At 51.8% G+C, this 20,382-nt stretch carries 24 protein-coding genes and 2 pseudogenes; 23 read left to right on the top strand and 3 right to left on the bottom strand.

Annotated elements, in window-relative coordinates; genetic code table 11:
• The first annotated feature begins 91 nt into the window (after positions 1–91).
• Positions 92–313: a hypothetical protein gene (locus AACS92_RS11205; protein ID WP_099111293.1), complete on the top strand. Its 222-nt coding sequence runs from the start codon at positions 92–94 to the stop codon at positions 311–313.
• Here AACS92_RS11205 and AACS92_RS11200 read toward each other — a convergent pair.
• The 3 genes from AACS92_RS11200 to AACS92_RS11190 are packed head-to-tail and all read right to left on the bottom strand — an operon-like array spanning position 284 to position 3,416.
• Positions 284–604, bottom strand: a complete 321-nt coding sequence (locus tag AACS92_RS11200) for an ogr/Delta-like zinc finger family protein (RefSeq protein ID WP_099111292.1) — start codon at positions 602–604, stop codon at positions 284–286. The two genes, AACS92_RS11205 and AACS92_RS11200, sit on opposite strands and share 30 nt — an antisense overlap.
• The gene (locus tag AACS92_RS11195) at positions 601–1,632 is read right to left on the bottom strand and encodes a phage portal protein (RefSeq protein ID WP_099111291.1); all 1,032 of its coding nucleotides are present in this window, start codon (positions 1,630–1,632) and stop codon (positions 601–603) included. Before AACS92_RS11195 ends, AACS92_RS11200 begins: the two co-directional genes overlap by 4 nt.
• The gene (locus AACS92_RS11190) at positions 1,629–3,416 is read right to left on the bottom strand and encodes a terminase large subunit domain-containing protein (protein WP_099111290.1); all 1,788 of its coding nucleotides are present in this window, start codon (positions 3,414–3,416) and stop codon (positions 1,629–1,631) included. Before AACS92_RS11190 ends, AACS92_RS11195 begins: the two co-directional genes overlap by 4 nt.
• A gap of 186 nt (positions 3,417–3,602) precedes the next feature.
• On the opposite strand from AACS92_RS11190, the gene AACS92_RS11185 reads away from it, so the two are divergent.
• The 22 genes and pseudogenes from AACS92_RS11185 to AACS92_RS11080 all read left to right on the top strand — a co-directional run.
• Entirely contained in the window at positions 3,603–4,433 is an 831-nt protein-coding gene (locus tag AACS92_RS11185) for a GPO family capsid scaffolding protein (protein WP_099111289.1), read from the top strand.
• A gap of 17 nt (positions 4,434–4,450) precedes the next feature.
• Positions 4,451–5,488 carry a phage major capsid protein, P2 family gene (locus AACS92_RS11180; RefSeq protein WP_099111288.1) on the top strand — a complete coding sequence of 346 codons (1,038 nt, stop codon included), beginning with the start codon at positions 4,451–4,453 and terminating at the stop codon, positions 5,486–5,488.
• Positions 5,488–6,210 carry a phage terminase small subunit gene (gene gpM / locus AACS92_RS11175; RefSeq protein ID WP_099111287.1) on the top strand — a complete coding sequence of 241 codons (723 nt, stop codon included), beginning with the start codon at positions 5,488–5,490 and terminating at the stop codon, positions 6,208–6,210. Before AACS92_RS11180 ends, gpM begins: the two co-directional genes overlap by 1 nt.
• Positions 6,211–6,309: 99 nt before the next feature.
• Positions 6,310–6,762, top strand: a complete 453-nt coding sequence (locus tag AACS92_RS11170; RefSeq protein ID WP_099111286.1) for a head completion/stabilization protein — start codon at positions 6,310–6,312, stop codon at positions 6,760–6,762.
• Positions 6,759–7,256 carry a phage tail protein gene (locus tag AACS92_RS11165; protein WP_099111285.1) on the top strand — a complete coding sequence of 166 codons (498 nt, stop codon included), beginning with the start codon at positions 6,759–6,761 and terminating at the stop codon, positions 7,254–7,256. Before AACS92_RS11170 ends, AACS92_RS11165 begins: the two co-directional genes overlap by 4 nt.
• Positions 7,253–7,927, top strand: coding sequence for a phage virion morphogenesis protein (locus AACS92_RS11160; protein WP_099111284.1), 675 nt, complete (start codon positions 7,253–7,255; stop codon positions 7,925–7,927). The genes AACS92_RS11165 and AACS92_RS11160 overlap by 4 nt, the downstream gene beginning before the upstream one ends.
• Positions 7,928–7,947: 20 nt before the next feature.
• Positions 7,948–9,072, top strand: a complete 1,125-nt coding sequence (locus tag AACS92_RS11155; protein WP_193756979.1) for a DUF2586 domain-containing protein — start codon at positions 7,948–7,950, stop codon at positions 9,070–9,072.
• Entirely contained in the window at positions 9,069–9,524 is a 456-nt protein-coding gene (locus AACS92_RS11150) for a DUF2597 family protein (protein ID WP_086110339.1), read from the top strand. The genes AACS92_RS11155 and AACS92_RS11150 overlap by 4 nt, the downstream gene beginning before the upstream one ends.
• A gap of 11 nt (positions 9,525–9,535) precedes the next feature.
• Positions 9,536–9,829 (top strand): phage holin family protein, encoded by a 294-nt coding sequence (locus AACS92_RS11145; protein ID WP_099111282.1) that lies wholly within the window; start codon positions 9,536–9,538, stop codon positions 9,827–9,829.
• Complete coding sequence (locus tag AACS92_RS11140; protein WP_099111281.1) at positions 9,826–10,164, top strand: M15 family metallopeptidase; 339 nt, start codon at positions 9,826–9,828, stop codon at positions 10,162–10,164. Before AACS92_RS11145 ends, AACS92_RS11140 begins: the two co-directional genes overlap by 4 nt.
• Positions 10,161–10,553, top strand: coding sequence for a hypothetical protein (locus AACS92_RS11135; protein WP_241537998.1), 393 nt, complete (start codon positions 10,161–10,163; stop codon positions 10,551–10,553). Before AACS92_RS11140 ends, AACS92_RS11135 begins: the two co-directional genes overlap by 4 nt.
• 101 nt (positions 10,554–10,654) lie before the next feature.
• Positions 10,655–10,924: a putative phage tail assembly chaperone gene (locus tag AACS92_RS11130; RefSeq protein ID WP_099111280.1), complete on the top strand. Its 270-nt coding sequence runs from the start codon at positions 10,655–10,657 to the stop codon at positions 10,922–10,924.
• A complete protein-coding gene (locus AACS92_RS21880; RefSeq protein ID WP_445286134.1) occupies positions 10,888–11,115 on the top strand; it encodes a DUF6890 family protein in 228 nt (75 codons plus the stop codon). The genes AACS92_RS11130 and AACS92_RS21880 overlap by 37 nt, the downstream gene beginning before the upstream one ends.
• Positions 11,112–13,219: pseudogene (locus AACS92_RS11125) on the top strand (phage tail tape measure protein). The gene AACS92_RS21880 and the pseudogene AACS92_RS11125 overlap by 4 nt, the downstream one beginning before the upstream one ends.
• On the top strand, positions 13,212–13,547 hold the full coding sequence (locus tag AACS92_RS11115; protein ID WP_099111279.1) for a DUF2590 family protein: 336 nt from the start codon (positions 13,212–13,214) through the stop codon (positions 13,545–13,547). Before AACS92_RS11125 ends, AACS92_RS11115 begins: the two are co-directional and overlap by 8 nt.
• Entirely contained in the window at positions 13,537–14,721 is a 1,185-nt protein-coding gene (locus tag AACS92_RS11110; protein WP_099111278.1) for a baseplate J/gp47 family protein, read from the top strand. The genes AACS92_RS11115 and AACS92_RS11110 overlap by 11 nt, the downstream gene beginning before the upstream one ends.
• Positions 14,714–15,370, top strand: coding sequence for a phage tail protein (locus tag AACS92_RS11105; protein ID WP_099111277.1), 657 nt, complete (start codon positions 14,714–14,716; stop codon positions 15,368–15,370). Before AACS92_RS11110 ends, AACS92_RS11105 begins: the two co-directional genes overlap by 8 nt.
• Before the next feature lie 9 nt (positions 15,371–15,379).
• On the top strand, positions 15,380–17,176 hold the full coding sequence (locus tag AACS92_RS11100; protein ID WP_099111276.1) for a phage tail-collar fiber domain-containing protein: 1,797 nt from the start codon (positions 15,380–15,382) through the stop codon (positions 17,174–17,176).
• A gap of 2 nt (positions 17,177–17,178) precedes the next feature.
• A complete protein-coding gene (locus AACS92_RS11095) occupies positions 17,179–17,796 on the top strand; it encodes a tail fiber assembly protein (RefSeq protein WP_099111275.1) in 618 nt (205 codons plus the stop codon).
• A gap of 260 nt (positions 17,797–18,056) precedes the next feature.
• On the top strand, positions 18,057–18,524 hold the full coding sequence (locus AACS92_RS11090) for a hypothetical protein (protein ID WP_339373550.1): 468 nt from the start codon (positions 18,057–18,059) through the stop codon (positions 18,522–18,524).
• Positions 18,496–19,035, top strand: a complete 540-nt coding sequence (locus tag AACS92_RS11085; protein ID WP_099111273.1) for a baseplate complex protein — start codon at positions 18,496–18,498, stop codon at positions 19,033–19,035. Before AACS92_RS11090 ends, AACS92_RS11085 begins: the two co-directional genes overlap by 29 nt.
• Positions 19,032–20,282: pseudogene (locus AACS92_RS11080) on the top strand (hypothetical protein); the annotation flags it as partial. The gene AACS92_RS11085 and the pseudogene AACS92_RS11080, both read left to right, overlap by 4 nt.
• Positions 20,283–20,382: the final 100 nt, after the last annotated feature.

Below are 20,382 nucleotides of genomic sequence, written 5' to 3'. Positions count from 1 at the left end.
CTTAATGAAATTAATACAAATAATAATTATATTAGTTTTCGTCTGTTCATATATACAGTATGGCAAATGTAATATAACGAATGGTAGGGAAATGATGTCTGACGATTTGGAACGATTGGTTTTTTTAGAACGTGTTGAGTTACTTTCTCGGATGGGTGGTTTGGATAATTTGAATGATAAAGACAGGCAAGTGGCGCTGAATTGGATATGGGAACTGGTCGAACAGGCCAAAAGTGAAATGATAATAATAGAAAAGCCACTAAATAGTGGCTCAAAACTGAACTTAGGCGGCGCTGGTTTGCAGCAAATCTAACGCCATTTGTCGCTGTTGCGGATTGAGGTTATTAATCACAGTCTGCAACAGGATATCACCGGTTTTGGCACTGGGGCTGAGGGTGTGTGAAAACGTCAAATTCATTACAAAAGTGTGTCCACATTCCACATCTGAACACGAACAGTAAATATCAGCGATCTGGTGGTGCATCCGGTTAGTTTTACGGATAACCGACTTAGCACCGCACTCAGGGCAGATTATTTTTAATACACGCATGTTTCTTTCCCCTAATGTGTCGATTTTCCTCGATTTTACCATTTTATTGCTCATTCCGCACCCGAACTGTCGTTATCTTTCTTGAAATGAACGAATAATGTTTCGGGGATATCACTGCTATTGATGGCGTTCATAAACATATTCTGCACGGGGATCACTTCATCCTTGCGATAAGCATCACGGGCTTTTTCCGGGTCGCCCAGTCCGCCGACATTGGTCGGGATAATGCCTGCCAGTCCGGCCGGGAATCGGTGGGCGGTCAATACATCCTGCGAACTGATGCTTTTCACATTGGCAAACTCATCATTGGCGGAAATATCCCCGATCGGAATAAATTTAATGCCGTCCGGGTCGCCGTTGGGAATGCTCACAAACATGGTTTCAAAGTTGCCGATGCCTTTGCTTTGGGCCAGCTTGTTCTCAATTTCTTTTTCGGCTTCATCGGAGATATTCGGGTCATTGATGTAAATCATGCCGCCTGTATGCCCGCCGTTGTGGTAGTAGCGGCGGCGGAAAATGGTTGCTTCCGAGTTGAGCAGGGCCGCATGAATGCCGCCGATATAATCCGGTAAGCCGTAAACCTGTTGCTGGGGATCATACTGCTTGATAAAAATCACTTCTTCCGGGGTGTAAACCAAAGGCTCACCCTCCTGCAATATCACAAAATCCCCGTCTTTACGGCGGCGCAGATACAGGGACGGCAAGACTTCCAGTCTGACAATATCGCCCCAGAAGTTACGCACTTTCAGCAGAGCCACATCGCCGAAAATCAGAAAATTCATCATGGCCGACCGGAATTGTTCATGGGTCAGACCGCCCCCGAGATAATCCGAGGCAATCATATTGTGCCGGGCATAGAGAACGCCGCCATGCTGCCCGTTCATGTTGGTCAGTTGTGCCAGTGCCAGCCGGTCAATCGGTAAGGTGTAGTGATCATAATCATTGTCATACCAGATTTTCTGGTAATCGGTCATGGAAGTGAGTATCGGTTCGGGTTTACCCAGTGTGATAATGCTCATTTTCCGCTGCGCATGCGGGACGTGTGACGCTTTGGTGTTCTTCCTGAACTTTCTTTTGCTCATTGTGTGGCCTTTGAAAATGAATATTTAGAGGTGCGTTTCTTCTCGTAGTTAAGCGGTTCATTCATCAGGGCATGGGCAATGGCCCAGAACACGTCTGCGTGTCCGGTTTCCTGCGAACGGTCAGCCACAAAGGTCATTGCGCCCCCTTTGGCGGTGGTGGTGTGTCGGATAGCCAGAAATGAGGCCAGGATTTCTTTTTGTTCTCCGTCCCACTCAAGGCGCTCTTCGCTGACCACATCAATCATCTTCATAACCAGTTGATTTTTGCTTTGCTGGCTGTAGTGGATGGCCTGCGTTTGCCGTGGGGCGAAGTCCTGCACCATCTCATAAACCCCGTGCCCAATGCCCGTGGTATCAATGCCGATATGGGTAAAGCGGTAACGTTTGAACAGTTCTTCAATCAGTTTAGCCTGATGTTTCCAGTTCATGCCCTGCCAGTAGAACGTAGCTAACACCCGGAAGCGTTCACCCGCCGTCAGCGGTGGGGCGACAATCACAAAAGTAGACGTATCGCCAGAGCGGGCCGGGTCAAAACCGCCCCAGACTTCACGCTCATCAAACGGGCGCGAGGCATCCGGGTTGTGATCTTCCCAAAGATTGATATCGACGCCGCATTTTTCCAGTTGGTGATATTTGAAGACGGATGCGCCGCTATCCACAAACTGGCACATATAGAGCATGTTAAAGGTATCTGCATTGTACTTGTTGCGCAGGCGGTCGATATTGGCAAGGTTAAACCCGCCCTTGATGGCATCTTCCAGTGTAATGACGTAACGCCATTGATCATCAGGGCAATCGCGCCCACCATCACGCATCTCATCTACTGAAGGAAATAGCACATTCTTACGTTTGGCATCGTTACCGCGCCATGTGTCACCTGTCCAGAACCGATAAGCCGGATGCGTTTTGGCACTGGGCGTTGAAAAATAAGTGGTGCGCCAATGATCATGAGTGGCCATTGCCGAAGCGACTTCATTCAAGTGTGTAAAGTCAGGGACCCAGAAGTATTCGTCACAATACAAATGACCGCTGTAAGATTGCGCCGTGTTCTTGTTGGTCGATAAGAAAATGAGTTGTGCACCATTGCTCAGGCGAGGGCGTTCACCTGTTAAGGTTATCCCGAAAAGTTGTTCAGCAAAGTTCACGATATAAGAGCGGAACACCTGTGCCTGTGGTTTAGACGCTGACAAAAACACTTGGTTTTTCCCTGTCAATACTGCATCTTCAAAAGCTTCAAACGCAAAATACCATGTCGCTCCAATCTGGCGCGATTTGAGGATATTCCGCACATGCTTATGCTTATTGGCGCGCAGGTGTTTCTGATAGCCAAACAGATTGCCATCAACAAAGGTCTGAAAATCTTCTTCTGTCAGCGCTGAAATATCATTTTTACGGTAGCGTTTCTTTTTCTTCGGCTCGCCGTCTCCGAATTGACCCTCATCACTATAATTATCTGATTGTGTCCGTGCTTTAATGTCAGCCAGTTTTTCTTTGTGCTTATTCTCCTGCGCCATCAGTTTCACATGATGGGCAATCAGGCGGTCGAGTTCGTCCAGTTCTACCGCATTTTTATCATTGCGTTCACTGAGCAAGGCAATACGGCGATTGACCGCCTCAATCACACTTTCATGACTGAGCATATCCGCCCAGTGCCATTTTTCCGCCCAGTAATACACAATCCGTCGATTGGGCAGATTGAGTTCAGCGGCAATTTCAGCTGGGGTATAGCGGCGCAGGTACAGCGACTTTGCCACTTTAATTAATTCATCTGAATATTTGGCCATTCTTCCTTTTCCTGACTATCCTTTATTTCTCAGTCCTCATTATGCAGGGCTAATTTTCCCCTTACGCCCAATCAACTTCGGTTCAATTCGGTTATGCGCCATATCCGAATTCAATCGCATTGCGCCTGTCGCAGCATTTTTTTGGATCCGCAATACTGTGAGGGAAGCAAACGAAAGGAATGCGATATGTCTCAGTTAATGACGAACTGGATATGTATTGCCATGGAGGGCGACACGGTTGATGGCCGTGTGATGGAACCGCAGTGGATTCTGGATGCGGCCGAACTCTACGACCCTCAACTGTATACCGCCCGAATCTGGCCGGAACATGACCGCTGGTTCGGGGCGATGGGGGAAGTGCTCGCAGTCAAGGCCGAACGCGGGGAAGACGGGGCTTTACGTCTTTATGCACAACTGCGGCCTAATCACCGCTTGTTGGATGCCAACCGGGACGGCCAACTGTTATTCACCTCCGTGGAGTTTACGCTGAATGGTAATTTTCGCGGCACAGGCAAAACCTATCTGGAAGGACTGGCAGTCACGGACTCGCCAGCGAGTGTGGGTACAACACGCCTACAGTTTAGTAAAAACAAAAATCCTCATCGGTCAGGCGCGTATAAGCCGCTGGTGATTGACGAAGTTAAAGATATTAAGGAAAGCAAGATGGCAAAGGCCAAAAAAGGATGGAGAAGCTATTTTAACATGGAAGAGCCGGAGGAAACCCCAGCCGAGACCACGGGTGACGATGCGTTGCAGGCTATCGCTGAGGCGTTGGCTGAGATGGATAAACGTATGACCGCCATCGAAAGTAAGCTGGAATCCACTGAACAGACCGTGGAAGAAGTACAGGAAGATGTGGAAACCGTTAAAGAAGTGGTGGATACCGAAGATTTTGCCCGCCTGCGCGATAACCTGTCAAAGATTGTGAAAAACTTCGGCAAGCTGGACACACTGGCAACGCGTGTGCCATCTCGTAACCCGAAAGGCAATAAAAACGCCCGTTTTAATATCCTATAACTGCGAAGGAAAGCGCTATGCAACTAAATCAACGGGCACGGGCATTTTTGCAAAAATATACGGCGGGATTAGCCGAATCCTATGGGGTTGAAATTGAAGATACCTCACGTTACTTCTCGCTGACTGACCCAAAAGAAACCGCTTTGCGCACCGCGCTGCTGGAGTCGGTCGATTTTCTTAACATGATCACCTGTGCGGATGTGGATCAGCTTTCTGGTCAGGTAGTGTCGGTTGGTAATCCGGGACTGTTTACCGGACGTAAGAAATCTGGCCGCTTTATACGTGATACAGGCGTGGATGGTAACGAATACAAACTGAGAGAAACCGATTCCGGTGCAGCCCTGAAATGGGACTTGTTGTCCATTTGGGCAAATTCCGGTAATGAAAACGAGTTTTTTCAACGTATGCAGGCGTTTATTAATGAATCCTTTGCGCTGGATATGCTGCGTATCGGCTTTAACGGTCAAAGTGCGGCGGACACCACCGACCCTGACGCGAACCCGAACGGCGAGGATGTCAACATAGGCTGGCATGAAATTGCCAAAGCGTGGGATGGCGGCAAGCAGGTGCTTACCACGCCTATCACATTGGATGAACACGGCGATCATAAATCACTGGATTCGATGGCGTCTGACCTGATTAACACCTGCATTCCACAGCAATTTATCCATGACCCACGTCTGGTCGTGTTGGTCGGTGCAGATTTGGTCGCCGCCGAACAGTACCGCCTTTATCAGTCAGCGGATAGACCGACTGAAAAAATTGCCGCGCAGATGCTGGGTAGCTCCATTGCAGGCCGTCCGGCGATGGTGCCGCCCTTTATGCCGGGTAAACGGATGGTGGTGACGATGTTGCCGAACCTGCAAATTCTGACTCAGCGCAATACCCGTCAGCGTAAAGCGGAATTTGCGGACGATCGTAAGCAGTTCGAAAACAAATATCTGCGTAACGAAGGTTATGCACTGGAAACGCCAGAGTTGTATGCGGCTTATGATGAAAACGCCGTGAAGATTGGTACGGTGGCGGAACCGGCTGAAAAACTGGGTACAGACTAATGTTGTCACCTGCTCAACGCCACCGGGCAGAGGTTGCACTTCGCCAGAAACTGGAACGGCAGCAAGCGGTTACCATTGCCGATGGCGCAAGTATGCACCTGCAAGCCCGTGCCATTGAGCAGGATGTGAAGCGGCTGCGCCAGCTCACGCTGACCGCCGAAAAGGTCGAAATGAAGCGGCTGGAACTGCTGCCCAATTATCTGCCGACAGCACAGCGCTATCTGGATGAGGGCGAGGTGTACCGCAATCCGATTTTCGCCTACTGCGTGATCTGGTTATTTGATATCGGGGAATTCAGTCAGGGACTGGACTGGGCGGATATCGCCATTGAGCAGGGACAGCTCACCCCCGACCACTTTCGCAGTAACTTTCCGGCGTTCGTGGCCGATACCGTGTTGCTCTGGGCACAACGGGAAGCGGAAGCCGGAAATCCCGTCGAACCCTATTTTTCAAGGACATTTCACAATATCACGGAGAAATGGAAAGTCCACGAGAAAATCAAAGCGAAATACTACAAATTCGCGGCGTTAAGCCTGTTAAAAGGGGATAACGCCGACATTAAGGCAAGTAGCGTGGACAGTCCGGAGGTGCTGGCGCAGGCCGATAGCTGGCTGGCAAAGGCCCATCAATGCAATCCGGCATCGGGGGTGAAAACCTATCGGCAACGCATTGCTGCCCGCTTGCGGGCACTGACAAACGAAACGCTTAACCTTAATCAATAACGACTACCGCAAGCCGGAGCGGGCGCGGTGGAGGCAAAGCCATCAGGCATTTGGCCGTGGAAACCGGACAGCCCGCTTTTTTTCAGGGAGGAACGCACCATGTTTAATGGCAATACCGTGGATTACCGGGACGCACCGCTGACCAATGACGGCTTTTGGCCGGATTTGAACCTGCGGGAGTTTCAGGTCAATCGCAAACTGCCAGCCGATTTGGATAACGACATGCTCGCTAATGCACTGTTGGCGACTGTGGCAGAAATCAACCTTGATTTAGCCAACCTGAAATCACGCTTGCAGGCCAAAGGTTATCAGTCTGCTGCGGTTGTGCCGGGTATCTCGATGAACGGTAGCAACGTACTGGTCAGCCAGTATAAAAGAGCCGTGTATGCCAGAGCAAAGGCCGATTTACTGGGGGAATACACCTCACTGGTCAGCCGTGCCCCCAATCCGGGGCAGGAAAGCCCCGACATGCAAAAACGCCTGTTGGCTGAATCAGCGGTGACACTGCGCAGTATGAAAGGGAAGAGCCGAACAACGGTACGTTTGATATGAGCAAATTACAGCAATTAACCGCATTTTTGCGGGAAAACCTGCCAAAACGGATTTGTGAAACCGAATTTACCAGTGAAATGGATGAAATCCGTTTTATTCCGGCACAACGGGATTTGGGGCTGGGGCAATACCAGATGTTTATCCAGCAGTATGAGGCGGTCATTGCATGGGGGCGCTTTCCCTATCGGGAATGCGACCCACGCAATATCCCGCTGCTGATTGATAGCTGGCTGACTGAACAGAGCGACAGTGTCAATGAGGCTAATGTCGAGCAGGAACAGCCCTCACTGACGGTGGAGGTGGACGGTGCTACGGCGGTGGTCATTGTCACATTATCTTTAGCTGAGCCTGTGGTGATAAGGGAAGACCCTAACGGCATGATCCCGTTTGATGGTAAACGCTGGTCACTGGCGAGCACCGAAGTCTGGTTCGCGGAACAAGGGGCGGTGCATAGCGTGGACGAAACCGGCGCGCACATCGGGAAACGGTCATGATCCACGGTCAGTTAAACCGGAATCAGCTTAAGCAATGGCAGGACGCATTAAGCAACCTTGATCTACCAGAAAAGAAGCGACAGCGCCTGTTATGGCGTATCGCAAAATACGCGCTGATTGATGCGGCAAAACGCAATGTGCGTAATCAGCGTTCGCCAGACGGGGAAAGCTGGGCTGCCAGAAAAAGCGCAAGACGTCAAAAAATGCTGCGTAATTTACCGAAGTTATTACATATCCGGGAAATGCCAGAAATTGATGCGATACGGGTTTATCTGCAAGGTGGACATTACCGCAATGGCCCTCAGCAAGTCCCTGCCGGAGTTGTCGGATACGCCCAGCAAAATGGGATGAGTGTTCGGATTAGTCGGCGACAGGTGAAAAAGACCGTTGACCGTGAGCGGATGGCGACCATTAAGCAGGCTAAAAAGCTGCGTGATTTGGGTTATCAGGTCAGGAAGGGCAAGCGCTGGCGTAAACCGCCGGTAAAAGAAATCACCGCCAATATGAAATTTATTCAGGCAGGGACAATGATCCGCATATTAAGTGGCGAAGAGATCAAAAGTCAGTGGGAAATCACTATCCCTGCCCGTGCATTCTTAGGCATGAATGATGACGAGTTCAGCAAAGCGCTGGCTCGCCAGCTACAAGGGATTGGATACGGCGCAGGGTAAGCGCCTTAATAAGGGATGACATTATGTGGCCACATGTTCAGGTTAATCAGGTTAACCAACTGCAAGGCGAAACCAAGGAGATTGAACGGGTATTGCTGTTCGTAGGAGCAGGCAAAACCAACGTGAGCAAGACCATTGCTATTAATACTCAGACCGATTTTGATGCGGTATTGGGAACGACTGATACCGCCCTCAAGCGTCAGGTACGGGCAGCAATGGCCAACGCCGGGCAGAACTGGTCAGGGTACGTGCATATTCTGCCGGAGCTGGCCGACGAACGGGCGTTTGTGGACGCGATTATTGCGGCGCAGACCATCGCCAGTGTTGAAGGCTATGTGCTGACCAGCGGTGCGACCAAAGACGTGATTAAGGCCGCCCAAACTCTGCGCGCCACTACCATTGCTAAATTTGGCCGCTGGCAGTGGGCAATACTGGCTGTGGATGGCCCCCAGTCTAAAGAGCCGTGGGCCGATTACGTCACCCGTCTGGCCGAACTGCAAAAGGGCGAGGCGGTGCCCTCGGTGCAGTTGGTGCCGTGTCTGTGGGGTAATGAGGCCGGTGTACTGGCCGGGCGGTTGTGTAATCGCGCTGTGACGGTGGCCGACAGTCCCGCACGGGTGCAGACCGGGCCATTGCTGGATTTGGGCGCGTCCGATTTTCCGAAAGATGGCACCGGCAAATCCATTGATTTAGCCACCTTGCAGGCACTGGAAAAACTGCGTTTCAGCGTGCCGATGTGGTATCCCGACTATGACGGCCTGTACTGGTCGGATGGCCGGACACTGGATGTGGAAGGCGGCGATTATCAGAGCATCGAAAATCTGCGTGTGGTCGATAAAGTGGCCCGCCGTGTGCGTTTGCAGGCGATTGCTAAAATTGCCGATCGCAGTCTGAACAGTACGCCGGGCAGCACCGCCACCCATCAGGCTTATTTCGCCCGCACCTTACGTGAAATGTCGCGCAGTACCGAAATTAACGGCGTGACGTTCCCCGGTGAGGTGAAGTCACCGAAAGACGGTGATGTCGTGATTACATGGCGCAATAAAAACACGGTGGAAATTTATATCACTATCCGCACTTACGAATGTCCGAAAGGCATTTCCGTGAGTCTGTTGCTGGATAGCAGTCTGGAGAAAAGCGCATGAGCCAACGTATTTCAGGCCAGTCGGTCGATTTTAATATGGACGGGGATCTGGTGCATGCCGAAAAGGTCAATCTGTCCATTACCGATAACACCGCCGCTGCCCAGACGCAGGGCGTACCGGATGGCTATATCGCTGGGGATGTGGCGGCGGAGGGGGAGATTGAACTCAGTACCAAATATCTGGAAATCGTCACCGCCAAAGCGCGCAGCGCCGGGTCATGGCGGGGCATTCAGCCCGTTGACCTGATGTGGTACGCCAAAGCCGGTAATGAGGAAATCAAGGTGGAGGCTTACGGCTGCAAGCTGATTGTCAGCGACATTCTGGACGTTGACCCGAAAGGCGGCAGCGTCATGACGCACAAAGTAAAGTTTGTCGTGACCAGCCCGGACTTTGTGCGCATCAATGGTATTCCCTATCTGGAAGCGGAACTGACGCAAAGCCTGATAGGGTAAGGACAGAACTCATGGAAGAGCATGAAAAAACGTTTGTCACGCTCGTGCTATTGGGGGCACTGATTGCGTTAGGCAAGATACTGACCGGCAATGAACCGATCACCTTACGGCTGTTTATCGGCCGGATTATCCTCGGTTCGGCGGTGTCAGTGATGGCAGGCGCATTGCTGATTTGGTGGCCGGGCATCAGCCCGATTGCGGTCACGGGTATTGGCAGTGCATTAGGGATTGCCGGATATCAGTTAATTGAGGTTTGGTTACGTAAGCGCGGCAGCGCATTGCTGACAGGGAAGCTAAAGAAATGACACTCAGTGAAAAGCAGCAGTTATTTGCGGTCAAGGTGGCCCAGTTGATCTTATGGGCCGATGAGCACGGGTATCGCGTCACGTTCGGGGAAGCCTACCGCCCCCCGGAGCAGGCAAAACGCAATGCGCAGCAAGGGACAGGCATTGCCAACAGTCTGCATACCCAGCGTCTGGCCGTGGATTTGAATCTGTTTATCCGGGGGGAATACCAGACCCGCAGTGAGGTGTATCTGCCACTGGGGGAATATTGGGAATCCCTCGGCGGCACATGGGGCGGGCGCTTTTCCCGTCCCGATGGTAACCATTTTTCACTCTCACATAACGGGGTGAAATGATGCTCAATGCCCGGATGCTCTATGTCTTTGTGGTGGCGTTGGCGTTCGGGGCGGGCTGGCGCGTCAATCACTATTACCGTGACAGCCTCGAACTGAATATCGCACGGGCAACGGCCAGCGCAAAAGAGGCCATGCGACAAGAGTTGCAGGCCATTTCGAGCGCCTCCGCCCGGCAACTGGAAGCCAAACTGGAGGGTATTGCCAATGCCGCCCCACGAGAAATTCGAACTGAAGTGGTTAAGCCTGTTTTTACTGCTGTGTGCGTTAGCCCTGAGTTTGTCCGGCTGTACAACGACACCGCCGGCACCATCGGGCGAACCTTATCAGGAAAACCTGCTGACAAAATGTCAGCACCAATTACCGAAACTGACCGGGGCCACCGGCAATAATCTGGCAACGGTATTAATGGATTATTCGGCGTTATATGGCAACTGTGCCGCCCGGCATAATCAATTAGTGGACGAAATTAATAAGAGAAAGGAATTCACTCATGAGTAAAGAAAATAAAGTCATTACGTTAATTATCGCGGAAAAAGAAATTAACTTTGAACCGAATATTATTGCGTATAACAGCATGATTAATGATATGACGCTGGATAATAAAATTGTCCCGATTGTCACTTATCTGCGCCGCATTGTGTGGCCTGCCTCGAAAGCCGCACTGGATGAACTCCTGCAAATCCCCGGCGCGGCGATGCAGATTGTAGAAAGAGTCAATGCGGAATATGCGCCGAAACTGGATATCGAAATAAAAAACTAAATGCACGGGTTAAGGCAATTGACCACAGTTTATTTGAACAGGCCTTAATATTACGCCGTCATTATTTACCGCATGAAAAAGATAATACGGAAAATTTAGCCCGTGCCATCTGGTTAGATAATCGTTATTGGGAAAATACGCGCATTGCCACCGCGAATGGTATTGCGCTGGCGTTCAGGGGTGAACCATGAGTCAGGAATTAAATTTTACCTTAAGCCTGATTGATAAAATCACACAACCGCTGGCAAGTGCGAAAGCGGCGGTGTCCGGGTTTGCCCAGTCTTCGCAGGACGCGTTCGGCAAACTGGCGATTGGCGGCGCAGGGTTGGCCGCCTCGTTCTGGTCGATTAAGAGCTTTCTTGACCCGGCTATTGAAATGGATGAAGCGCTGAAATCGGCTTCATTGCAGGGCATTGACAGCAGCGTCATGAATAAAGTCGCCAAAGATGCCATGACGTTCAGTTCCCAGTATGGCAAGTCGTCCATTGAGTTTGTGCAGTCAGCGTCTGAAATCAGCAAGGCGGTGAGCGGGCTGTCACACAGTGACCTGCCCCAGATGACCACCATTGCCAACACCACGGCGGCGGCGCTGAAAAGCAGTGCCAGCGATACCGCCGGTTACATGGGGAAAATGTTTACCCAGTTTGCCAGCCATGCCAACGCGGTGGGACATCTCCAGTTTGCCGAAGAGCTGGCAGGCAAGGCGGTGATAATGTCGAAAACGTTTGGTACGTCGATGTCAAAAATTACCGACCTGATGGAAGGGGCGCGAGCGGCGGGAACGCAATTTGGTGTGGGCATGGATGAACAGTTAGCGGTGTTGGGGGAACTCAACCGTTCACTGGGTGGGGAAGCCAGCGGTGCGTATGAGTCATTTATTACTAATGCTGAAGCCAGCGGCAAAAAACTGGGCTTAAGTTTTACCAACGCCTCCGGGAAATTGCTGTCGATGCCGGAAATGCTGGAGAAATTGCAGGCCAAATACGGCAAAAGCATTGAAGGCAATCTGAAAGCGCAGGCCGAAATTGAAGCCGCGTTCGGGGATTCTGCCGTGGTGGTTAAGCAGCTTTACGGCAATGTCGATGTGCTGCGCAAGAACATGACCGCACTGGGCGCAAATGATGGCATGAAGCGCACGAAGGAAATGGCCGAGCTGATGGCGAACCCGTGGGAACGGTTGCAAGCCATCTGGCAAAATATCCGCATTGCGGTGGGGTCAACCCTGCTGCCTGCGGTGTCTTCGCTGGTCAACCGGATGGCGAACATCAGCCAGTTAGTGGTGCGCTGGCTGAAACTGTTTCCCAATATCGCCCGCTGGATTGGCTATATTTCGGCGGGCATTATCGGATTCGCGGCAGCGGGTGCTGCGGCCAATATCGTGATGGGGGTGTCGAAGTTTATCTGGCTGGGGCTTAAAGGCATCTGGGCAGCCTGTACGCTGGTGATGAAGCTGTGGACAGCCACCGTCTGGCTGTGTAACGGGGCGATCCTCGTCTGGAATGCGACGTTGCGCATGTTACGCGGTGTATTGCTGGCTGTCAGGATAGCGGCGATGTTGGCAGGTGTCTCTTTTACCTTTATGACATGGCCCATCTTGTTGATTATCGCCGCAATTGCACTACTGGCGGTGGGCATTTACCTGCTGATTAAACATTGGGATGCCATCAAAGCCGCCATCATGAACACCACGGCGTTTAAGGTCGTGGCCGCGTATGTGAAATGGATTGGCGGGATATTCAGCGTGGTCTGGGCGGGATAGCCGCAGGCTGGAAGAAGCTGTGTAACTGGTTCAGCAGCTTTTCACTGGCTGACACCTTTTCCAATATGGTGGACAGCGTCAGCAATCTGTTCAGTGAACTCTGGGACTGGCTGAAAGCATCCTTTGCAGGCGTTTATAACGGGGTGATTGAGAAACTCAACATGATCCCCGGCGTCAATATTGAAACAATGGCTATCCAGAAAACGGTCGTTGAACCCGCGACAAACGCCAATGTACCCAATGCAGGCATGGCCGGAAATCCCCAGCCATTGGCATCCCTGCCGAACGGCACATTACCGGGACAACCGCCGATGATGATGCAACCGGTCAAAGCCATCAAACCGCCTGAGAGTGAAGGTGTCTTAACGGGGGGCAGAAAACAGGGGATCGGCAAGCAGGGTCTGATAAAAGACGTGACGACAAATTCGCAGACCATCACCGACAACAGTCGCCGCATTGAAAATGTCACACTGAACGTGACAGGCAACGTCACACCGGGGCAACTCACAGAATGGGAGCAGGTGGCTTATGGATGAGCCCAAATACATTGATTTATGGATTACGGGCGGGGATTTTACACTGAACTTCGGGAATGAACCGCGCTTTTGTCATAATCGCTATTCGGTCGGTCAGGACTGTGTTCACGCCATTATGGAAAGTGGCCTTGCTACAGAGTTGGTTGCCGAACGCAGCCCGACCTTACGGGCAGATATCCGCACTCAGATTGAAATTCTGGTTGAGGACGATGCGCGGATTATTCCGGGCACGGTCAGCATTAATGAAGAGTCCCCCATCAAATTATGGATAACGGCGGAAACCTACGATTTTGGCCGCCTGAGTGTGAGCGTGGGACATGGACACTAAACCCACCATTGACTATGAAAAAGTGCTGCGTGACAGCGGGATGCCGACCACGGAAGCCGACATCAGCAAAGCCTTTGCCAGTGTGGTGGATGAAGCCGGGCTGGTCACTAACACCTCGCGTATGTCCCCGTTCTGGCGATTGATTAACACGATTGTCACGCGTCCGGTGTTGTGGCTGAAAGACGCGTTAATCAACGTCACGCTGAAGAATATGTATCTGGCGAGCGCCTCCGGTTCATGGCTGGATATGTTCGCGTGGGGCGTGAACCTGAAACGTAAACCCGCTTCTGCCGCGCAGGGTGTTATTCGTTTTTATAAAGCAGCAGGGGCCTCTGCCGTGACCGTGCCTGCCGGAACGGTTATCCAGACCGAGCGCATTAACGGTGATATCTACCGGGTCAGCACCACCGAAAGTGTGGCGATTGCCGAAGGGGTCAGCAGTGCGTTGCTGCCTGTCATGGCAGAAATAGCAGGTGGCGCATTCAATCTGGCCCCCGGTTATTTTCGCATTCTGCCTGTGGCCGTGTCCGGCATTGCACGGGTACAGAATGAAGAAGGCTGGCTGTTAACGCCCGGCGCGGATGCGGAATCCGATGATGATTTACGTGACCGTTGCCGCAACCAATATAACCTCGTGGGTAATTATCATACCGATGCGGTTTACCGGGGCATGATTGCAGCGGTGGCGGGGTTAAGCATTGATCGTATCTTTTTTCTGCATGATGCGCCCCGTGGGGCAGGCACGGCCAATGCGTATCTGTTGCTGGATTCGGGCGTCACTAGTCAGCCCTTTATTGAGGCGGTCAACGATTACATCACCAATCAGGGCCATCATGGGCATGGTGATGATATGCAGTGCCTGCCGATGCCGGAAACCCAGCATGATTTAGCGGTCACGCTGTTTGTGGTCAGTCTGGCGAACTACAGCAACGAACAGGTAGCCACCCTGAAACGGGATGTGGAGAACCTGATCCGCTGTGCTTTCCGGGAAAACAGCCAGTATCCGGTGAAAAAAACGTGGCCCTACTCGCGCTTTTCTTTTTCCAACTTAGGGCGGGAAATCCACCGTGAATTCAGCGAGATTGAATCTCTGACCTTTTCTCTGGGGGATATTCTCAGTGACTTAAGTGTGCCACGGCTGAAAACACTGTCGGTGGAGGTGAAAAATGTCTGAGTTCAGGGAACGCCTTAAGCGATTGGCCCTGCCCTCATGGATGGATAAGGGCGAACCTGCCAAATTACTGGGGGCGGCGCGGGCATTCTGGACGCAGGTTTACGGCTGGCTGACATGGCCGCTGGCCCAGCTGGACGCCGAAACTTGTACTGAGTCGTTGTTATCGGTGCTGGCCTATCAGCGCGATATCCAGCGCTTTAACGGTGAACCGTTGCCGCTGTTTCGCAAGCGCGTGAAGTACGCCTTTATCAATGCGAAAGATGCCGGCAGTATCGCCGGATTTATCGCCATCTTTGAACGCCTCGGCGTGGGTTATGTGGAATTGCTGGAACGTCAGCCGGACATTGACTGGGATGTGATTATCCTGCGTCTCAGTGACGGGCAGATTGCTGAGAATCCTGATTTGCTGATGAATATCATCCGGCAATACGGGCGCACCTGCCGCCGTTACCGTTTTGAAGTGATAGCAAAAAACCAGTTGCTGATGCGGGTGGGCAGTATCGGTGCAGACTATTGCACTTATGCTGCGGCTATTCCGACTCAGCCATTATTAATAAAAGTGGGGCATATCGCGGGCGTTGCCGTCTGTGACAGTGCCCGCCTTAAGGAAAGCAGTGCACCGAACGTGACCTACGGTGCATCATTATAAGGAAATTGTATGTCTTCAGTGATAACGACAGACTTTGAAAAATGGAAGGCGCAGCAAGTGGCCGCAGGTAAGCCTGTGGTATTGGATGAGTTTGTTTTTGCCAATGTGCCAAATCTTGACCCGTCGAAAGACATCAGCCGCAGTGAAAAATTACCTGCTGCAAATCAAATCGTTCACCGTCAGGTCGTCAACAAAACCGGACTCGCCAGCGAGAACGCCGTGGCTTATAGCGTCACACTGGGCACAGAAGTGGGCCATTTTGATTTTAACTGGATTGGTCTTATCAATAAGACCTCCGGTGTCATTGGCATGATCACCCATGCGCCCACGCAGAAGAAAATCAGAACCGCTAACGGGTTGCAGGGCAATGTGTTAACCCGCTCTTTTTTGCTGGAATTTGATGGGGCGGCGACAGAAACGGCCATCACAACCACCGCCGAAACCTGGCAGATTGATTTTACTGCCCGTTTGACGGGGATGGATGAGATGCAGCGCCTGATAAATACCGACAGTTACGGCGAGGCCGCTTTTTTAGAAGATAGCTTTGCGGTGGTGCGTCAGGGCGAACAGTATCGGGTGAAAAAAGGGCTGGCCTATATCGGTGGGCTACGTGGAATGCTGGAGTTTGACCAGACGCTTAACAGCATGCGCAATACCCGTGTGTATGCCGATTTCAGCTATCAGGGTAATCTGGTGAGCCAGTGGAAAACGAGGGTGAAAATTACCGCCGTAAACGACCTGAAAAACTATGTGGATACCGCAGGTTATCCGCATTATGTGTTTGCGATTGCCCGTATTGACAGCAACGGTAATGTCATTGATCTGCGATCTCATGGGTCACTGAGTGACCGTGAAATGGCTAATATGAAAAGGGAACTGGGCAAAATAAAGCAAGATTACGCCACTAAACAGGCGTTAGAGAGCGGTTTGAACGGAAAGCAGCCAAAGGGCGATTATGCAACGAATGCGGCATTGGACGATGTCAGAAAAAATGCAGACTCACGGCTGTCTAAGTATCAAAACGGGGCTGATATTCAGAATAAATCGACTTTTATTGGTAATCTTGGACTCTCAGAGACGGTTGTTCAGGCGCGGAATGCGTTACCCCGAAATTCTACGCAATCATTTAGTTCCGGCAACCATACGATTAAAAGTGGAGGGGATTATTGTACCCTGTTTTTTCAGAAAGGGGATGGGCGGCAAGCTATCTTATCAACCTCCAAACACGATGTTGATTTTATTCTGTCATTTACTTACCGGGATACCGATGGCACTGATACTGTCGTGCGTGTCCCCCGCCGCGATGGGGTTATCGCATTAACCCGCGATATTGAACCCGCCATTCCGATTGGGGCCAGTTTTATTTGGAGTCGGCCATTAACCGAGTTACCCGGTTATAACGATATTTTTTGGGCAAATGAAGGGCAACGCTTTGATCCAAAGGAATATCCTGTTGCTGCAAAGATTTTTACACAACACCGGTTACCGGATGATCGCGGTTATGCGCTACGTATGGCCGATAATGGTCGCGGAATTGACCTCGGGCGCACGGTGGGGACGTATCAGGAGGATGCCATGCAAAATATTAAGGGAGCCATGGAAGCCCGTTATGGTTTCTTGTCAATGACAGAAGTCAGTGCCAACGGTGCATTTAGTGTGGTTGAAAATGGGGTGCACCGTATCGCCGGAGGGGGAACGACAAACCCGGCATACGGTATTGATTTTGATGCGGCTCGTGTTGTGCCTACAGCCAATGAGTTCCGTATGAAAAACGTTGCAAAGATTTTGGTTACAAGGATGAAATAGGCATGAAATATACCAACGAATTACAATTTGCTGAATTTGATGAGCAAGGATTATCGACAGTTGCAGGATGGGCGACAGTCTATCGGGCCAACTCAGTGACCCGGGAGTATATCGGGAAGGATTTAGTCAGAGTGCCTTATCGTGGCAGTGTGGCCGCCGATGCCTATCTGGATGAACCCGAATTACCCGCTACCGAAGAGATTGCGATTATTCGTTCGTATGATGAAAAGTCATGGCGTCATGTGCCCGATTACCGGGGAAAAATGGCTTATCATACCCAAACAAAGGAACCACAACAGGTCCGGCATCCTGGCGCGTTATTACCTGAGCTGACCTTATTAGAACCGGACACCCCATTTGATGAGTGGAAAGGTCAGCGATGGGTCACTGATATAGCCGCCCAGCATGCCCATGAAATGCATCTGGCAGAAAATCAACGGAACGCGCTATTGCATGATGCAGAACAACACATTGTTATGCTAAAACGCAAAATCAAATTAGAGATGGCAACGGAAACTGAGACCGCGTTATTGCGTGAATGGGAAGTTTATAGCATTCAACTGGTAGATATTGATTGTTCGACCGCGCCTGTTATCCACTGGCCGGAGCAACCGAAATAATGCACTGGCAGCGTAAGACCCTGCAACTGTCCCCGGATTTATCGGGGCTGTCTGCCGCTATCGTACCTGTACACCCGTTTATTTATGGTATCGGGCAGCAGACCGACAGCGGCAGCTATTTAAGCCCGACCAATGCCATTGAGACGCTGGCGACTAAACTCACGGGGGCGGGCCATATCAATAGCCTAATACTGATGGTGTGCACCAAAACCCACGCGGAATTTATGCAGCACCTGACGCACTTCTCAGCGGTGCTGCCGTTGCCGGCATTTGCGCAGGTCAAACGGATGGCAAAAACGGCGGAGAGTCTGGCCACGACGAAAATGCAATTGCCGGGCAAGCCGGGTGGCGGTTTACCACTGCCGCAACCCTTATCCACTGCAACCAGCCGTCAGGCAGTCAATGCACAACTGATAGCACAAGCCAAAGCACAGGCCAGCGCGGGCAGCAGCATTGCCGGGTTAAAATCCCAGTTAACCGCGTTGACCACTGCCCGGCAATCGGCGTTGCAGCAAGTGACCGATGCCATGAGTGGGCTGGCGGGAAAATCCGCCACGGTTTGGGTGTTCTCCGGGACAGGGAACGGCGCACATGTGGCAGAAAAATTACGTAAAAACATCCCCGAACCGGATGCGGTGTACACGCTGGCAGTCCTGTTTGCCGGGGACGATCTTCGCTCATTAGAAAGGATGCTACACCATGAGCCAAATTATCACCCTCGCCCTTGATGGTGAGGCCATACCGTTAAAAAGCCTGACCGTCACACCCTCGATGATGTTTCAGGATCAAGACCAGAGCGGCCAGTCTTCCAGTACCGCCGTGGCTGAACAGGGAATCAAGCCGAAAGAGCTGCGTATCACGGGCATTATTTCCTTTACCGAACAGAAAACCCTGTCGCGCCTGTTTGCACTGGCGGAAGCCAAAGACAATGGCAACCTGAAACGCTACCGGGTGGCGAATCTCACCGCACAGGCCATTAATTTTCGTATCGGCACCTTTACGGGCACGATAGATGCCAGCAAGGTGGACGGTAAGCAGGCCTGGCAGGTGACGTTTACCTTGCGCGAGCATTTATCGGTGGCGGAGAAACGCGACGCCCGTGCTACCGGCGCGATTCAGGCGAAAAAACAGACCGGACAGGGCGGCACGAAAGCCGGGGAAGACCCGGAAAAATTAAGCTGGTTCGAACGCGAGGTCTTAAAACCGATTAATGACGGCATCGGAGGCGCAAGCGAATGAAACCCATCCAGCGACTCTACTTATCCGGCGATGAAGTGCATGTGGTTGATGCCAATCTGATGCTGGAACTGTCATCCTGTGGCCGGGGTTTTATCACAGCGGAAACCACTACTGATTACACCGGGAAACTGGTACGCCTTGAGGTGGGTTATCCAGATTTGGTGCTGCGCTGGTTTACGGGGTATGTGGAACGCTCACAGCCTGCCCAGAACGGCTATCAGCGCCTGTTTGTCCGTGAACTGGTCGGCGTGTTTGATAAAGCGTGGCCGTGTTCGTTTCAGCACCCGACGTTACGCCAGATAGTCGACTGGTTGCAAGAACACAGCGGCCTGACGTTCACGCTACCGGATGCGCCGTATACCGATACACCCATCCCGCACTATACCCATAACGGCACGGGCTACCAGTTACTGGGCAGTCTGGGCCAACTTTTTACCATTGACGATTATCTCTGGCACCAATTGCCGGATGGGTCGGTCTATCTGGGCAGTTGGGCGCATTCGATGTTTGCTAAAAAGCCTGTCGACATTCCGAATGAATTCAGCCAGAGCCAGTCAGCAGGCAATGCCATGACCATTCCCATGATCCAATCCCTGCGCCCCGGTTTTGTGGTCAATCAGCAGCGGCTGACCAAGGTCAATCTGTTGAATGAAAACATGAGCATCACATGGCAGCCGAAAGGCCAGACGGAGAATAAAACTCCGGCCCAGCGCCAGATCGATGCGGCTTACCCTGAACTCTCCGCCGGGTTACATCTGCCCAAACTGGCCCGCATTGAAGCCCACACCGAAAACACCGTCAGCGGCGATATATCTGACCCGTTCCGCCCGCGCTATGCCGTCGATGTGCAACTGCTGGATGCTGACGGCAAAGATGCGGCTGCCCCGGTTTATCGTGCCGTCCCACTGCCGTTGCCGATGGCGGGCAGTGAATCGGGGATGTTCCAGTATCCACCTATTGGCACCGTGGTTGAAATTGCGTTTGAAGGCGGGCGCCCCGATAAGCCGTTTATTCGCCAGACCTTAAGTCAGGGCAACACCCTGCCGGATATCAAGCCCGGTGAACAGTTGCAGCAGCAGCGGGCGGAAGTCTCGCAGCGAGTGACACAGGAAGGGAGCTGGATACGCCAGACTGACCAGACCATTAACGAATCGTCCATGCACCGCGAAATTAAGGCCGACACCGAAACCCGCTCCGTGGTCGCCCGTGATACCACAATACAGGCCACAGATAAAACACTGGTGCTAGTACTACAGCCGTGATCCATATTGTGTCATGATGACTCTCTATCTTCCTAACACCAAGGGAGGTGTCCTATGACCTCACCTGTCAACCTCTGGGAACAGG

Origin of the sequence: Xenorhabdus sp. KJ12.1, from assembly GCF_963876495.1 — a bacterium.
GTDB classification, from domain to species: domain Bacteria; phylum Pseudomonadota; class Gammaproteobacteria; order Enterobacterales; family Enterobacteriaceae; genus Xenorhabdus; species Xenorhabdus stockiae.
Note: the sequence above shows the minus strand (reverse complement) of the source record. Positions and strands in the feature narration are given on the sequence as shown.

What these genes read in the sequence shown, in the direction of transcription:
- AACS92_RS11105 (WP_099111277.1), top strand. Translation starts at nt 14,714, where the DNA reads ATGTCTGAGTTCAGGGAACGCCTTAAGCGATTGGCCCTGCCCTCATGG.
- AACS92_RS11145 (WP_099111282.1), top strand. Translation starts at nt 9,536, where the DNA reads ATGGAAGAGCATGAAAAAACGTTTGTCACGCTCGTGCTATTGGGGGCA.
- AACS92_RS11140 (WP_099111281.1), top strand. Translation starts at nt 9,826, where the DNA reads ATGACACTCAGTGAAAAGCAGCAGTTATTTGCGGTCAAGGTGGCCCAG.
- AACS92_RS11205 (WP_099111293.1), top strand. Translation starts at nt 92, where the DNA reads ATGATGTCTGACGATTTGGAACGATTGGTTTTTTTAGAACGTGTTGAG.
- AACS92_RS11095 (WP_099111275.1), top strand. Translation starts at nt 17,179, where the DNA reads ATGAAATATACCAACGAATTACAATTTGCTGAATTTGATGAGCAAGGA.
- AACS92_RS11130 (WP_099111280.1), top strand. Translation starts at nt 10,655, where the DNA reads ATGAGTAAAGAAAATAAAGTCATTACGTTAATTATCGCGGAAAAAGAA.
- AACS92_RS11100 (WP_099111276.1), top strand. Translation starts at nt 15,380, where the DNA reads ATGTCTTCAGTGATAACGACAGACTTTGAAAAATGGAAGGCGCAGCAA.
- AACS92_RS11185 (WP_099111289.1), top strand. Translation starts at nt 3,603, where the DNA reads ATGTCTCAGTTAATGACGAACTGGATATGTATTGCCATGGAGGGCGAC.
- AACS92_RS11195 (WP_099111291.1), bottom strand. Translation starts at nt 1,632, where the DNA reads ATGAGCAAAAGAAAGTTCAGGAAGAACACCAAAGCGTCACACGTCCCG.
- AACS92_RS11150 (WP_086110339.1), top strand. Translation starts at nt 9,069, where the DNA reads ATGAGCCAACGTATTTCAGGCCAGTCGGTCGATTTTAATATGGACGGG.
- AACS92_RS11180 (WP_099111288.1), top strand. Translation starts at nt 4,451, where the DNA reads ATGCAACTAAATCAACGGGCACGGGCATTTTTGCAAAAATATACGGCG.
- AACS92_RS11190 (WP_099111290.1), bottom strand. Translation starts at nt 3,416, where the DNA reads ATGGCCAAATATTCAGATGAATTAATTAAAGTGGCAAAGTCGCTGTAC.
- AACS92_RS11135 (WP_241537998.1), top strand. Translation starts at nt 10,161, where the DNA reads ATGATGCTCAATGCCCGGATGCTCTATGTCTTTGTGGTGGCGTTGGCG.
- AACS92_RS11160 (WP_099111284.1), top strand. Translation starts at nt 7,253, where the DNA reads ATGATCCACGGTCAGTTAAACCGGAATCAGCTTAAGCAATGGCAGGAC.
- AACS92_RS11165 (WP_099111285.1), top strand. Translation starts at nt 6,759, where the DNA reads ATGAGCAAATTACAGCAATTAACCGCATTTTTGCGGGAAAACCTGCCA.
- AACS92_RS11200 (WP_099111292.1), bottom strand. Translation starts at nt 604, where the DNA reads ATGAGCAATAAAATGGTAAAATCGAGGAAAATCGACACATTAGGGGAA.
- gpM (WP_099111287.1), top strand. Translation starts at nt 5,488, where the DNA reads ATGTTGTCACCTGCTCAACGCCACCGGGCAGAGGTTGCACTTCGCCAG.
- AACS92_RS11115 (WP_099111279.1), top strand. Translation starts at nt 13,212, where the DNA reads ATGGATGAGCCCAAATACATTGATTTATGGATTACGGGCGGGGATTTT.
- AACS92_RS11170 (WP_099111286.1), top strand. Translation starts at nt 6,310, where the DNA reads ATGTTTAATGGCAATACCGTGGATTACCGGGACGCACCGCTGACCAAT.
- AACS92_RS11110 (WP_099111278.1), top strand. Translation starts at nt 13,537, where the DNA reads ATGGACACTAAACCCACCATTGACTATGAAAAAGTGCTGCGTGACAGC.
- AACS92_RS11085 (WP_099111273.1), top strand. Translation starts at nt 18,496, where the DNA reads ATGAGCCAAATTATCACCCTCGCCCTTGATGGTGAGGCCATACCGTTA.